Below are 13006 nucleotides of genomic sequence, written 5' to 3'. Positions count from 1 at the left end.
GGCAGAAAGCGCGGCGCGCTGCACCTGTTGTCGCGTAGCACCGCACCGGCTGCGGCAACCGTTTAGTCGTGAAGACGCGGCGTGCTTAGCAAGAACGGTCTCAAAAGCGCGCGATTACGGCCTCAGGCACAGTTTATTTTTCACGCAACTTTATGCTGTGCCGCTCGGGCGCGGGTTGGCGTTTCGCGGTAATTAACGAAACGCATAACGCCCTGAATGGATAGGGTGGACAAAAAAACGGTAACTATAACGATGTGCGCTATAAAACCATTATTAATCATTACAGCGGTCACAATGTTAACCGCTTGCGAAGGAAAAACGCTTGACCGGTATCGGGCAAAGGTCATCACCATCAATGATAAAGTTTGCGTGTTAATTGATGCAAAAGATAATGAGCATTTAAACCTTATTGAAATTAATTCGTTTGATAACGCGCAAAATACGTTCAGGAAATTTTATTCCATGGAGGATAAAGCCATACCGCTTTCTCGTAACCAATGCGTTCCTCTGTTTGACTATCCCTTTAAAGAGGGCCGGGCTTACGGCGTTTCTATCGGTACCTTTATCAAACCCGCAGCAAAAATGGGCGGCAGAAATTTCATCGCTACGTTCACCCTTTATCGCGTCGACGGCAAACTGATGGCGACCCGCATATAACGTTTAAAACAGCGCCGCCTGCTGCGGCCAGTCCGGGGGCGCACCCACCTGCGGCAACGCCTGTTGCAGGCGCGGCCACAGCGTTTGTACCAGATCCAGCACCTCGCCAATATCCGGCGTATGAATAAACAGCCACGGCGTTCCTTTTTCCTGCCAGCCGGGTAGCTTACTCAGCCAGTCTTCAAACCACAGCTGATTTTCCTGCGGGGATTCGCTGCCGATAAAACGCACCATGGGATCGCTGGCGGTCATAATGGCGTGCGGCGGCACCTTCGGCTTTTTCGCTTTGGCATCCAGCGTAGCGGGCGTGACGGCATTGGAAGCATGAACCGGACGGCTGTCGAGGATCACCCGGTTGACGCCGCGCTGGTGCAGGCCGCGATTCAGCGCGCGCTCCGCTTCACCCTTGGCGAAAAAAGCGGGATGACGCACTTCTACGCCGTAGCGGAAGGCGGCTGGCAGGCTATCAAGAAAGGCCCACAGCGCCGCCAGCGAATCAGGGCCAAAGGCAGCGGGCAGCTGTAGCCAGTATTGCCCAATGCGCGCGCTAAGCGGATCCAGCGTACGAAAAAAGGTATCCAGCAGATCGTCACAGTCGCGCAGCGCCGCCTGATGGCTGATCGTGGCAGGGAATTTAAAGCAGAAACGGAAATCATCGTGGGTCATTTCGCGCCAGCGCAGCACCACTTCCGCTTTCGGCAGGGCATAGAGCGTGGTATTGCCTTCAACGCAGTTAAAATAGCGGGCATAGTCGGCCAGCGTTTCCAGCCCGTAGCGTTTCCAGTGCTGATGTTGCCACTGCGGCAAACCAAGACGAAAGGTCATAATGCTCCCGTAACAGAGATGCCCCGGCGAGGTAACCCGCCAGAGCGTCAGGTGCGGAGGCTGCGCGCCGTCCGGTTCAGGTTACAGCGCAGCGATAATCTCATCGCTACCGCGAATTTTGGCGATGCGCGGGAAAATCCACTCCAGGCTGCTGTTGTGCTGCTCCACGCTGCCTGCGCTGCAAATATCTTCGGCAATCACCAGGTTAAAGCCTAATTCCCAGGCGTTGCGTGCGGTAGATTCTACGCCAATATTGGTCGAAATGCCGCCCAGTACAATGGTATCAATACCGCGACGGCGCAGCTGTAACTCCAGATCGGTGCCGTAAAACGCACCCCACTGATGCTTAACCACTTCAATATCACCGGCCTGCGCGCCCAGCGCCGCAGGGTAATCCCACCAGTTTTCCGGCAGCGCGCCATGCATCAGCGCAGAATCGACTTCCTGCTTCGGCGCGTCGGCAAAATCAGGCGACCAGCCAACGCGTACCAGTACCACCGGCGCATTAACGGCGCGGAACTTTTCCGCCAGCTTTGCTGCGCCTGACACCACCTGCTGCGCGCTGTGCGGGCCACCGGCAAAAGGCAGAATACCTTCCTGGAGGTCGATTAAAACCAGCGCGGTTGATTCAGAATTCAGTTTCATGTTGCTCTCCGCAAAAGACAAAACCGTTAGCCTACTTGACTCGCCAGCCTGCGGGCGAGCGGAAAAGTGTCGTTAATTCATCAATTTTGTGAATTTCTATGTGCGCGGCGCTAACATTAGCCAGTAGGGGATAACAAATAGGCAGGCTTTCTGCGCGCTGAGCCGTTGCCCCTTATCGTGCCTCGCTTTTTACATTATAATGCCTGCCTTTTTGCGGCAGCGTCTGCCTGATGGTTATCCGCCGGATGACCTGACTCCAGGACGACACAACAGCGCTGCCCATGCTGCAGCGGCGAAGTTAAAAGGATAGCGTTATGCGTACAGAATATTGCGGACAGATCAATCTGTCTCATGTTGGTCAGCAAGTGACTCTCTGCGGTTGGGTTAACCGTCGCCGCGATCTCGGGAGCCTGATCTTTATTGATATGCGCGACCGTGAAGGTATCGTCCAGGTCTTTTTCGACCCGGATCGCCAGGAGGCATTCAATCTGGCCTCTGAGCTGCGTAACGAGTTCTGCATTCAGGTCACCGGCGTGGTGCGCGCTCGTGAAGAGCGTAATAAAAACCCGGATATGGCCACCGGCGAAGTGGAAGTGTTTGCCACCGCGCTGAACATTATCAACCGTGCCGAACCGCTGCCGCTCGATTTTAACCAGGTCAACACGGAAGAGGCGCGTCTGAAATATCGCTACCTCGATCTGCGTCGTCCGGAAATGGCGCAGCGCCTGAAGGCGCGTGCCAAAATCACCAGCCTGGTGCGTCGCTTTATGGACGATAACGGCTTTCTGGATATTGAAACGCCGATGCTGACCAAAGCCACGCCGGAAGGCGCGCGTGACTATCTGGTGCCAAGCCGCGTACATAAAGGCAAATTCTACGCGCTGCCGCAGTCGCCTCAGCTGTTTAAGCAGCTGCTGATGATGTCCGGTTTCGATCGCTACTATCAGATCGTGAAATGCTTCCGCGATGAAGACCTGCGTGCTGACCGTCAGCCTGAATTTACCCAAATCGATGTGGAAACCTCCTTTATGACCGCACCTGAGGTGCGTGAAGTGATGGAGCGTCTGGCGCGCCAGCTGTGGCTGGAAATAAAAGGCGTCGATCTGGGCGAGTTCCCGCAAATGACCTTTGCCGAAGCGATGCGTCGTTACGGCTCCGACAAACCGGATCTGCGTAACCCGATGGAGCTGGTGGACGTGGCCGACCTGGTGAAAGCGGTTGAGTTTAAAGTCTTCTCCGGCCCGGCGAACGATGCCAAAGGCCGCGTCGCGGCGCTGCGCGTGCCGGGCGGCGCTCAGCTTAGCCGTAAGCAGATTGATGAATACGGCAAGTTTATTGAAATCTACGGCGCGAAAGGGCTGGCGTATATCAAAGTCAACCAGCGCGCACAGGGGCTGGAAGGCATTCAAAGCCCGGTAGCGAAATTCCTTAACGCGGAAATCGTTGAGGCGATCCTGGCGCGTACCGATGCGCAGGATGGCGACATGGTGTTCTTCGGCGCCGATAAAGCGGGCGTGGTGGCCGATGCGATGGGCGCGCTGCGTCTGAAGCTGGGCCGCGATCTGAACATCACCGACCTTAGCGCCTGGAAGCCGCTGTGGGTGATCGATTTCCCAATGTTTGAAGATAACGGCGAGGGCGGCCTGACGGCGATGCATCACCCGTTCACCGCGCCGCGCGACATGACGCCGGAAGAGTTGAAAGCCGCGCCGGAAACCGCTATCGCCAACGCGTACGATATGGTGATCAACGGTTACGAAGTTGGCGGCGGCTCGGTGCGTATTCACAACGGCCAGATGCAGCAAACCGTGTTTGGCATTCTGGGCATTACCGAAACCGAGCAGCGCGAGAAGTTTGGCTTCCTGCTGGATGCGCTGAAGTATGGTACGCCGCCGCACGCGGGCCTGGCATTCGGCCTGGATCGTCTGGTGATGCTGCTGACCGGCACCGACAATATTCGTGACGTCATCGCCTTCCCGAAAACCACCGCGGCCGCCTGTCTGATGACGGAAGCGCCAAGCTTTGCTAATCCGGCGTCGCTGGAGGAGTTAAGCATTCAGGTGGTGAAAAAGGAAAAGCCAGAGAGCCTGTAAGATGCCCTTTAAGCAGCCCGTTTCGGTACTGGTAGTGATCTTCGCGCAGGATACCGGGCGGGTGCTGATGCTGCAGCGGCGTGACGATCCCGATTTCTGGCAGTCGGTGACCGGCAGCCTGGAGGCGGGAGAAGCGCCCGCTGAGGCGGCGCAGCGCGAAGTGTGGGAAGAGCTGTGCATCGATGTGGCGGCCGAAAAGCTGACGCTGGAAGATTGCCAGCGGCAGATTGAATTTGAAATCTTCCCGTATTTTCGTCATCGCTATGCGCCGCACGTTACGCACAATATCGAGCACTGGTTCCGGCTGGCGTTGCCCGGCGAACGCAGCATTGCGTTAAGCGAGCATCTGGCCTGGCAATGGCTGGATGTTGCCGTTGCCGCCCGTCTTACCAAGTCCTGGAGTAATCGCCAGGCGATAGAAGAATTTGTCGGCTAACCGGCCGACAGCAGCGCAGCGCACGGAGAGTGCGGGCTGTTTATCAGCCAGAGCGCTGAAGCCGTCAGTCAGTCTGGACTGATACAAAATCAACAGCGTCAGGCATAAGGTGCGTTGTTTCCCTGTGGGGAACCGGCCTTGCGAGGTCTGACCGGTGTCAACCTGGAGAGAGCAGAGTTATGGCAGGTCATAGTAAATGGGCCAACACCAAACACCGCAAAGCGGCACAGGATGCCAAACGCGGTAAGATTTTTACCAAAATCATTCGTGAGCTGGTGACGGCGGCGAAGCTGGGCGGCGGCGATCCCGCCTCGAACCCGCGTCTGCGCGCGGCAATGGATAAAGCGCTGTCTAACAACATGACGCGTGACACCATGGATCGCGCTATCGCCCGCGGCGTCGGCGGCGACGATAACAACAACATGGAAACCATCATTTATGAAGGCTATGGCCCAGGCGGCACGGCGGTGATGGTGGAATGTTTGAGCGATAACCGTAACCGTACCGTTTCTGAAGTGCGCCACGCCTTTACCAAGTGCGGCGGCAACCTGGGTACTGATGGTTCCGTAGCCTATCTGTTCACCAAAAAAGGCGTGATTTCCTATGCGCCGGGCCTGGATGAAGATACGGTGATGGATGCGGCGCTGGAAGCGGGCGCTGACGACGTCATGACCTATGACGACGGCGCGATTGACGTCTTTACCTCGTGGGAAAATTTCGGCGAAGTCAAAGATGCGCTGGATGCGGCGGGTCTGCAAGCGGAAAACGCGGAAGTGACGATGATCCCCTCCACCAAAGCGGATATGGATATTGAAACAGCACCGAAACTGATGCGTCTGATCGATATGCTGGAAGATTGCGACGACGTGCAGGAAGTTTACCACAACGGTGAGATGTCCGATGAGGTGGCGGCAACCCTGTAATGGTTGTTGTCATTCACCAACCTGACGGAGCGGCCTGATGGCGATCATTCTGGGTATTGACCCAGGTTCACGAATTACCGGCTACGGCGTGATCCGCCAGGTTGGACGGCAGTTGACTTACCTCGGCAGCGGCTGTATCCGCACCGGCGTTGACGATCTGCCCACCCGTTTAAAGCTGATTTACGCGGGCGTTAGCGAAATTATCACCCAGTTTCAGCCAGACTTTTTCGCCATCGAACAGGTTTTTATGGCGAAAAACGCCGATTCGGCGCTGAAGCTGGGTCAGGCGCGCGGCGCCGCTATCGTGGCGGCGGTGAATCAGGATCTGCCGGTATTTGAATATGCAGCGCGTCAGGTGAAACAGACGGTAGTCGGCATCGGCAGCGCGGAAAAAAGCCAGGTGCAGCATATGGTGCGCACATTGCTGAAGCTGGCGGCTAACCCGCAGGCCGACGCCGCCGATGCGCTGGCGATTGCGATTACCCACTGTCACGTTAGCCAAAACGCCAGCAAGCTAAGCGAGTCACGTTTGACGTTGACGCGCGGCAGATTACGTTCGTAACCCATTATCAGGCTGGATATTCATCCAGCCTTTTTTATGTTATAACTCTGACACTTTCCCTTTCCCCGAATCAAAGGAAGCAACTGTGATAGGTCGTCTGCGAGGCATCATTCTGGAAAAACAACCGCCGCTGGTGTTAATTGAAGCGAACGGAGTGGGATATGACGTCCACATGCCAATGACCTGCTTCTATGAGCTGCCTGAACTGAATCAGGAAGCGATCATTTTCACCCAGTTTATCGTGCGGGAAGATGCGCAGCTGCTGTATGGCTTTACCAGCAAGCAAGAGCGCGCGCTGTTTCGTGAGCTGATTAAAGTGAATGGCGTGGGGCCGAAGCTGGCGCTGGCGATCCTTTCCGGTATGTCCGCCCAGCAGTTTGTGACCGCCGTCGAGCGGGAAGAAGTCGCGACGCTGGTGAAGCTGCCTGGCGTCGGCAAAAAAACCGCTGAGCGGCTGGTGGTGGAAATGAAAGATCGCTTTAAAGGCATGCACGGCGATCTGTTTGGCGGCGACGCCACCTTTACGCTTACCAGCGAGAATGCTGTTGCTGACGGTAACGATGCCGAGGCCGAAGCGGTTGCCGCACTGGTGGCGTTGGGGTATAAACCGCAGGAGGCGAGCCGGATGGTAAGTAAAGTCGGTCGCCCGGATGCTGACTGTGAAACCCTGATTCGTGAAGCGCTGCGCGCAGCGCTCTGAGGTAAACCATGATTGAAGCCGATCGCCTGGTCTCACCCGGCAATGTGAGCGAAGAAGAAATTATCGATCGCGCGATCCGTCCGCGCCTGCTGGATGAGTATGTTGGTCAGCCGCAGGTGCGCGAACAGATGGAGATCTTTATCAAGGCGGCCAAAATGCGCGGCGACGCGCTGGATCATCTGCTGATTTTTGGCCCGCCGGGATTAGGGAAAACCACGCTGGCGAACATTGTCGCCAATGAAATGGGCGTTAACCTGCGCACCACGTCCGGCCCGGTGCTGGAAAAAGCGGGCGATCTGGCGGCGATGCTGACTAACCTTGAGCCGCACGACGTGCTGTTTATCGATGAGATCCATCGTCTGTCGCCGGTGGTGGAAGAGGTGCTCTATCCGGCGATGGAAGATTATCAGCTGGATATTATGATCGGCGAAGGCCCGGCTGCGCGCTCTATCAAACTTGATCTGCCGCCGTTCACCCTGATTGGCGCCACCACGCGCGCCGGTTCGTTAACCTCGCCGCTGCGCGATCGTTTCGGTATTGTGCAGCGCCTGGAGTTTTATCAGGTTAAAGATTTGCAGCATATTGTTGGGCGCAGCGCCGCCTGTCTGGGGCTGGACCTGAGCCCGGAAGGGGCGCTGGAAGTGGCGCGTCGCGCGCGCGGTACGCCGCGTATCGCTAACCGTTTGCTGCGCCGCGTGCGTGACTTTGCGGAAGTGCGCGCCGAAGGTGTGATGGATGGCGAAGTGGCGGCGAAAGCGCTTGATATGTTGAATGTCGATCATGAAGGCTTCGACTATATGGATCGCAAGCTGCTGTTAGCGATTATCGATAAGTTCACCGGCGGGCCGGTAGGGCTGGATAACCTGGCGGCGGCGATCGGCGAAGAGCGTGAAACCATTGAGGACGTGCTGGAGCCTTATTTGATTCAGCAGGGCTTTATTCAACGTACGCCGCGTGGGCGCATCGCCACGCAACATGCCTTCAAACATTTCGGCATGACCCGCGAGGTGTAAACATGCCCGTCCCGCGCCTTTCAGGGCCGCGGGACGCTTTACTCCAGGCCGTAGCCTCAGGCTTCAGTGTCGCCTGTTTGCTATTACGCAGGGGCTTTTTTCAGCTGGCTGAAAACAAACAGCAGGGCGGCACACAGCACCACCGACGGGCCAGCTGGCGTGTCGTAAAAGGCGGAGAAGGTAAGGCCGCCGGTTACGGCGATAATGCCGGTGCCAACCGCGATCAGCGCCATCTGCTCCGGCGTGCGGGCAAAGCGCCGGGCGGTTGCCGCCGGGATCACCAGCAGTGAGGTGATAATCAGCGCGCCGACAAATTTCATCGCCACGCCAATAGTCAGGGCGGTAACCAGCATCAGCAGCATACGCGTACGCGCAATATTTACGCCGTCCACCTGTGCCAGCTCCGGGCTGATGGTCATCGACAGCAGCGGTCGCCATTGCCAGGTAAGCGTCGCCAGCACCAGCGTCACGCCGCCGCCGATTATCCAGAGATCTTCCGGCGTCACCGCCAGCAGATCGCCAAACAGATACGCCATCAAATCAACGCGCACGTTAGACATCAGGCTGACCACGACCAGCCCCAGCGACAAGGCGCTGTGCGCCATAATGCCCAGCAGCGTATCAATCGCCAGGTGCGGGCGACGCTCCAGCCAGACCAGACCCAACGCCAGCAGCAGCGTCACCGCAATCACCGCGTAGAAAGGATTCACGTTGAGCAGCAAACCAAAAGCAACGCCCAGCAGCGACGCGTGCGCCAGCGTATCGCCAAAATAGGACATCCGACGCCAGACCACAAATGAACCTAACGGACCGGCCGCCAGCGCCAGCATTACGCCGCCCAGCCAGCCGGGTAGTAACAATTCAAGCATTATTTTTCCTGTCCTTTACGCAAAACTATTCGTCCCTGTAAATCGTGACGATGGTTATGATGATGCCGGTAAATCGCCAGCTGTTCTGCGCCGCGCGGGCCAAACATGGCGATAAATTCAGGATGGCGCGACACCGCTTCCGGCGTGCCGGAACAGCAGATATGGTGATTCAGGCAGAGCACTTCATCGGTTTTCGCCATCACCAGGTGCAGATCATGGGAGACCATCAGCACGCCGCAGTTCAGCTCAAGGCGCAGCTGGTTAATCAGATCGTACAGCGCCACCTGCCCGTTAACATCAACGCCCTGCGTCGGCTCATCCAGCACCAGCAGATGCGGCTGGTTCAGCAGGGCGCGCGCCAGCAATACGCGCTGCGTTTCGCCGCCTGAAAGTTTTTGCAGGGGCGCATGTTGCAGATGCCCGGCCTGCACGCGTTTAAGCGCCGGTAAAATATCCGCTTTGCGCGTATCCGGGCGCAGCCGTAAAAAACGTTCTACGGTAAGCGGAAGCGTAGGGTCAAGATGCAGCTTTTGCGGCACATAGCCGATGCGCAGTGCGTCATTACGTTGTAGCGTGCCGCTGGCAGGCTTAATAAGCCCCAGCACCACGCGAACTAACGTCGATTTTCCGGCACCATTGGGACCGAGAAGCGTCAGAATCCGTCCAGGTTCCAGCGATAATGAGATATTTGACAATACCTGACGCTGGCCAAAACTGACTGAAATATTTTCCAGACTAATCAGTGAGGTCATAGTTTTAATGCTTGCAGAAGTTAACGGATGTTATAATATCACAATCCATCACCCAGTCACGATGGATTGACGCATTATGTTACAGAATAAAAAAGCCCTTGTTCCCCTGTTATTTTCCCTGAGCTGTGCCGCTGCGCTTAGCGCTCCGGCTAACGCCGCCGTTGTCGCTTCAATTAAGCCGCTGGGCTTTATCGCCTCCGCTATTGCCGACGGCGTAACGCCGGTCGAAGTTTTATTGCCCGATGGCGCCTCAGAACATGATTACGCGCTGCGTCCTTCTGACGTGAAACGCTTGCGGGGCGCGGATCTGGTGGTATGGATTGGTCCGGATATGGAAGCCTTTATCAGCAAAACTGCCGGCACCCTACCGCCCGAAAAGAACCTGGAAATTGCCGCGTTGCCGCAGGTAAAACCGTTGCTGATGACCGGCACGGAAGAGGAAGATGAGCATCATCATGGAGATGAAGCGCATCATGACGCAGCGCATGAACACCATCATCACGGGCAATATAATATGCACCTGTGGATGTCGCCGGAAATAGCACGCCAATCTGCGGTTGCAATCCATGAAAAATTATTGGAACTTATGCCGCAGCGCAAAGACAAACTTGACGCTAACCTGCAGCAATTTGAAGCAGAATTAGCGAAAAGCGATACGCAAATCGCGCAACAGCTGGCACCGCTGAAAGGAAAAGGATATTTCGTTTTTCATGATGCTTATGGCTACTTTGAAAAGCATTACGGTCTCACGCCACTTGGCCATTTTACCGTTAATCCTGTAATCCAACCGGGCGCGCAGCATTTACATCAAATTCGAACACAGTTGGTTGAGCAAAAAGCGACCTGCGTTTTTGCTGAGCCACAATTCAGGCCGGCCGTAATCGATGCCGTTGCCAGAGGAACTCAGGTACGTAAAGGTACGCTCGATCCGCTGGGAATGGGTATCAGCTTATCAAAAGACAGTTATGTGAAATTCCTCTCACAGCTGTCGAGCCAGTATGAAAGCTGCCTGAAAGGAGCATGAGGAATCCCTAAAAGTGCAACAGATAGCCCGCTCTGTCGCCCTGGCATTTAATAATCTGCCGCGTCCCCATCGCGTAATGCTGGGGTCGCTGACCGTTGTTACCCTGGCCGTCGCTGTCTGGCGGCCTTTCGTTTACCATCCGGGTGAAACAGCGCCCATCATCAAAACCATTGAAATTGATAAAAATCAGCTGCGTACGCTGCTGCCTGAAGCCAGTGAGCCGCTCGATCAGTCCGTCCAGGAAGAAGACAACCTGCCGCAGGATGAAATCGATCAGGATGTCACGGCTGAATCCGGCACCCACGATTATGTGGTTTCCAGCGGCGATACCCTGAGCAGCGTACTGAATCAGTACGGCATCGATATGGGCGAAATTAGCCAGCTGGTTAAAACCGACGGCGAACTGCGTAATATTCAGGTGGGGCAACAGCTCTCCTGGACGTTGACCGATGACGGCCAGCTGCAGCGCCTGACGTGGGAAATGTCGCGGCGCGAAACCCGCACCTACGATCGCATCGATAACGGCTTTAAGATGTCCAGCGCCATGCAACAGGGCGAATGGAAAAACAGCGTGTTAACCGGTGAAGTTAACGGCAGTTTTGTCAGCAGCGCCCAGCGTGCTGGCCTGAGCAGCGCTGAGATCAGCAGCGTAATCAAAGCATTGCAGTGGCAGATGGATTTCCGCAAGCTGCGCGCAGGTGATAAGTTCAGCGTCCTGATGTCGCGTGAAGAGCTGAACGGCAAAAATGAGCAGAGCCAGCTGTTGGGAGTGCGCCTGCGCACCGGCGGCAAAGATTATTACGCCATCCGCGCCGAAGATGGCAAATTCTACGATCGTAGCGGCTCCGGTCTGGCGCGCGGCTTTATGCGTTTCCCGACGGTGAAGCAGTTCCGCGTCTCCTCGAACTTTAACCCGCGCCGTCTGAACCCGGTCACCGGTCGTATTGCGCCGCACAGAGGCGTGGACTTTGCCGTACCGATTGGCACGCCGGTGCTGGCGGTGGGCGATGGTGAAGTGGTGCAGGCCAAACGTAGTTCGGGCGCGGGTAACTACATTGCTATTCGTCACGGTCGCCAGTATATGACGCGTTATATGCACATGAAAAAGCTGCTGGTTAAACCGGGCGATAAGGTGAAACGTGGCGATCGCATTGGTCTTTCCGGCAATACCGGCCGTTCAACCGGTCCGCACCTGCATTATGAAATCTGGATCAATAACCAGGCGGTAAACCCGCTGACGGCGAAGCTGCCGCGTACGGAAGGGCTGACCGGCAAGGATCGTTCAGAATTCCTGGCGCAGGTGAGGGACGTGTTGCCGCAGCTAAAGCTTAATTAAACCGCAGTCGTGGCTTATTTTACGGAGCGTACGTTTATCGTGCGCTCCGCTGGCTTTTTCTACTGGCATCCTGCCAGTTTCGCGTTATTTAGCCCTGGTTGAGCGACAATCTGCGGTAAGCGTTGCAAATTTGCCTGTCGACACTATCATTAGCCGGTTATTGATAGAGGCGAGTGCATGGAAACCAGCAAGAAAAAAAACAGCGAATTTATTCCCGTCTTCCACAAATCCTTTCTGTTGCCCAAATACTGGGGAGCCTGGCTGGGCATTGGCGCGTTTAGCGTAATGGCCATGCTGCCTGCGGCGCTACGCGATCCTATCCTTGGCGCGGCGGGCCGCCTTGCCGGACGTTTTGCCAAAAGCGCGCGCCGTCGTGCGCAAATCAACCTGCTTTACTGCCTGCCTGAGCTGTCGGAAACCGAGCGTGAAGCGATCATCGACGACATGTTCGCTACCGCGCCGCAGGCGATGGTGATGATGGCTGAACTGGCGCTACGTAAGCCCGAGCGCGTGCGACAGCACGTTCGCTGGCATGGCCGGGAAATTATCGATGCCATGCAGGCCGAGAAACAAAACGTCATTTTGCTGGTGCCGCACGGCTGGGCGGTAGATATTCCTGCCATGCTGCTGGCTTCTGAAGGTCAGATGATGGCGGCGATGTTCCATAATCAAAGCAACCAGCTGATCGACTATATGTGGAATCGGGTGCGCCGCCGTTTTGGCGGTCGGATGCATGCCAGAAATGATGGCATCAAACCCTTTATCAGTTCGATTCGTCAGGGCTACTGGGGCTACTATTTGCCCGATCAGGATCACGGCGCAGAGCACAGCGAATTTGTGGATTTCTTTGCCACCTATAAAGCGACGCTGCCCGCGGTTGGACGCCTGATGAAAGTGTGTCGCGCACGCGTGGTGCCGCTGTTCCCGGTTTATAACGCCAAAACCCACCAGCTGGATATCTATATCCGGCCGCCGATGGATGATTTGCTGGACGCGGACGATCCGACCCTGGCGCGTCGCATGAATGAAGAGGTGGAGAGACTTGTCCGCCCGCATCCTGAGCAGTACACCTGGATTTTGAAACTGCTGAAAACGCGTCGTGAAGGGGATATCGAACCCTATAAGCGCAAAGAATTGTTTCCGCGCAAATAAGCGTCAGGCGGCGGGAAGC

The 13006-nt window shown here is 56.2% G+C and carries 14 protein-coding genes; 10 read left to right on the top strand and 4 right to left on the bottom strand.

The features are described 5' to 3' along the window. The first annotated feature begins 225 nt into the window (after window positions 1–225). Window positions 226–657 (top strand): putative T6SS immunity periplasmic lipoprotein, encoded by a 432-nt coding sequence (locus J2X14_RS05670; RefSeq protein ID WP_352410259.1) that lies wholly within the window; start codon window positions 226–228, stop codon window positions 655–657. Window positions 658–660: 3 nt separating this feature from the next. Here J2X14_RS05670 and J2X14_RS05665 read toward each other — a convergent pair whose 3' ends face one another. Continuing rightward, window positions 661–1482, bottom strand: coding sequence for a DUF72 domain-containing protein (locus tag J2X14_RS05665; RefSeq protein ID WP_352410258.1), 822 nt, complete (start codon window positions 1480–1482; stop codon window positions 661–663). Window positions 1483–1563: 81 nt separating this feature from the next. After that, window positions 1564–2127, bottom strand: coding sequence for a hydrolase (locus J2X14_RS05660; RefSeq protein WP_352410257.1), 564 nt, complete (start codon window positions 2125–2127; stop codon window positions 1564–1566). A gap of 314 nt (window positions 2128–2441) precedes the next feature. Between J2X14_RS05660 and aspS the strand changes: the two genes are divergently transcribed. The 6 genes from aspS to ruvB all read left to right on the top strand — a co-directional run bounded on the left by aspS (window position 2442) and on the right by ruvB (window position 7854). Then, window positions 2442–4220, top strand: coding sequence for an aspartate--tRNA ligase (gene aspS / locus J2X14_RS05655; protein ID WP_352410256.1), 1779 nt, complete (start codon window positions 2442–2444; stop codon window positions 4218–4220). Between the two features lies 1 nt (window position 4221). Beyond that, the gene (nudB, locus tag J2X14_RS05650; RefSeq protein ID WP_352410255.1) at window positions 4222–4656 is read left to right on the top strand and encodes a dihydroneopterin triphosphate diphosphatase; all 435 of its coding nucleotides are present in this window, start codon (window positions 4222–4224) and stop codon (window positions 4654–4656) included. A 179-nt stretch (window positions 4657–4835) separates the two neighbouring features. Further along, a complete protein-coding gene (locus J2X14_RS05645) occupies window positions 4836–5579 on the top strand; it encodes a YebC/PmpR family DNA-binding transcriptional regulator (protein WP_352410254.1) in 744 nt (247 codons plus the stop codon). Between the two features lie 37 nt (window positions 5580–5616). Continuing rightward, window positions 5617–6141 (top strand): crossover junction endodeoxyribonuclease RuvC, encoded by a 525-nt coding sequence (gene ruvC / locus J2X14_RS05640; protein WP_352410253.1) that lies wholly within the window; start codon window positions 5617–5619, stop codon window positions 6139–6141. Between the two features lie 85 nt (window positions 6142–6226). Then, window positions 6227–6841: a Holliday junction branch migration protein RuvA gene (gene ruvA, locus J2X14_RS05635; RefSeq protein ID WP_352410252.1), complete on the top strand. Its 615-nt coding sequence runs from the start codon at window positions 6227–6229 to the stop codon at window positions 6839–6841. Between the two features lie 8 nt (window positions 6842–6849). Further along, complete coding sequence (gene ruvB, locus J2X14_RS05630) at window positions 6850–7854, top strand: Holliday junction branch migration DNA helicase RuvB (RefSeq protein WP_352410251.1); 1005 nt, start codon at window positions 6850–6852, stop codon at window positions 7852–7854. Between the two features lie 83 nt (window positions 7855–7937). Here ruvB and znuB read toward each other — a convergent pair whose 3' ends face one another. Both znuB and znuC read right to left on the bottom strand, forming a co-directional pair. Beyond that, on the bottom strand, window positions 7938–8723 hold the full coding sequence (znuB, locus tag J2X14_RS05625) for a zinc ABC transporter permease subunit ZnuB (RefSeq protein WP_352410250.1): 786 nt from the start codon (window positions 8721–8723) through the stop codon (window positions 7938–7940). Further along, window positions 8723–9475 (bottom strand): zinc ABC transporter ATP-binding protein ZnuC, encoded by a 753-nt coding sequence (znuC, locus tag J2X14_RS05620; RefSeq protein ID WP_352410249.1) that lies wholly within the window; start codon window positions 9473–9475, stop codon window positions 8723–8725. Before znuC ends, znuB begins: the two co-directional genes overlap by 1 nt. A 76-nt stretch (window positions 9476–9551) precedes the next feature. On the opposite strand from znuC, the gene znuA reads away from it, so the two are divergent. The 3 genes from znuA (at window position 9552) to lpxM (ending at window position 12987) form a co-directional block, all read left to right on the top strand. Next, window positions 9552–10499: a zinc ABC transporter substrate-binding protein ZnuA gene (gene znuA, locus J2X14_RS05615; protein WP_352410248.1), complete on the top strand. Its 948-nt coding sequence runs from the start codon at window positions 9552–9554 to the stop codon at window positions 10497–10499. A 13-nt stretch (window positions 10500–10512) separates the two neighbouring features. Next, on the top strand, window positions 10513–11835 hold the full coding sequence (gene mepM, locus J2X14_RS05610) for a murein DD-endopeptidase MepM (protein WP_352410247.1): 1323 nt from the start codon (window positions 10513–10515) through the stop codon (window positions 11833–11835). Window positions 11836–12012: 177 nt separating this feature from the next. Further along, window positions 12013–12987: a lauroyl-Kdo(2)-lipid IV(A) myristoyltransferase gene (gene lpxM, locus J2X14_RS05605; RefSeq protein ID WP_352410246.1), complete on the top strand. Its 975-nt coding sequence runs from the start codon at window positions 12013–12015 to the stop codon at window positions 12985–12987. Window positions 12988–13006: the final 19 nt, after the last annotated feature.

This window comes from Mixta sp. BE291, from assembly GCF_031457955.1.
Classification (GTDB): Bacteria; Pseudomonadota; Gammaproteobacteria; order Enterobacterales; family Enterobacteriaceae; genus Mixta.
Note: the sequence above shows the minus strand (reverse complement) of the source record. Positions and strands in the feature narration are given on the sequence as shown.

What these genes read in the sequence shown, in the direction of transcription:
- J2X14_RS05665 (WP_352410258.1), bottom strand. Translation starts at nt 1,482, where the DNA reads ATGACCTTTCGTCTTGGTTTGCCGCAGTGGCAACATCAGCACTGGAAA.
- J2X14_RS05660 (WP_352410257.1), bottom strand. Translation starts at nt 2,127, where the DNA reads ATGAAACTGAATTCTGAATCAACCGCGCTGGTTTTAATCGACCTCCAG.
- aspS (WP_352410256.1), top strand. Translation starts at nt 2,442, where the DNA reads ATGCGTACAGAATATTGCGGACAGATCAATCTGTCTCATGTTGGTCAG.
- nudB (WP_352410255.1), top strand. Translation starts at nt 4,222, where the DNA reads ATGCCCTTTAAGCAGCCCGTTTCGGTACTGGTAGTGATCTTCGCGCAG.
- J2X14_RS05645 (WP_352410254.1), top strand. Translation starts at nt 4,836, where the DNA reads ATGGCAGGTCATAGTAAATGGGCCAACACCAAACACCGCAAAGCGGCA.
- ruvC (WP_352410253.1), top strand. Translation starts at nt 5,617, where the DNA reads ATGGCGATCATTCTGGGTATTGACCCAGGTTCACGAATTACCGGCTAC.
- ruvB (WP_352410251.1), top strand. Translation starts at nt 6,850, where the DNA reads ATGATTGAAGCCGATCGCCTGGTCTCACCCGGCAATGTGAGCGAAGAA.
- znuB (WP_352410250.1), bottom strand. Translation starts at nt 8,723, where the DNA reads ATGCTTGAATTGTTACTACCCGGCTGGCTGGGCGGCGTAATGCTGGCG.
- znuC (WP_352410249.1), bottom strand. Translation starts at nt 9,475, where the DNA reads ATGACCTCACTGATTAGTCTGGAAAATATTTCAGTCAGTTTTGGCCAG.
- znuA (WP_352410248.1), top strand. Translation starts at nt 9,552, where the DNA reads ATGTTACAGAATAAAAAAGCCCTTGTTCCCCTGTTATTTTCCCTGAGC.
- lpxM (WP_352410246.1), top strand. Translation starts at nt 12,013, where the DNA reads ATGGAAACCAGCAAGAAAAAAAACAGCGAATTTATTCCCGTCTTCCAC.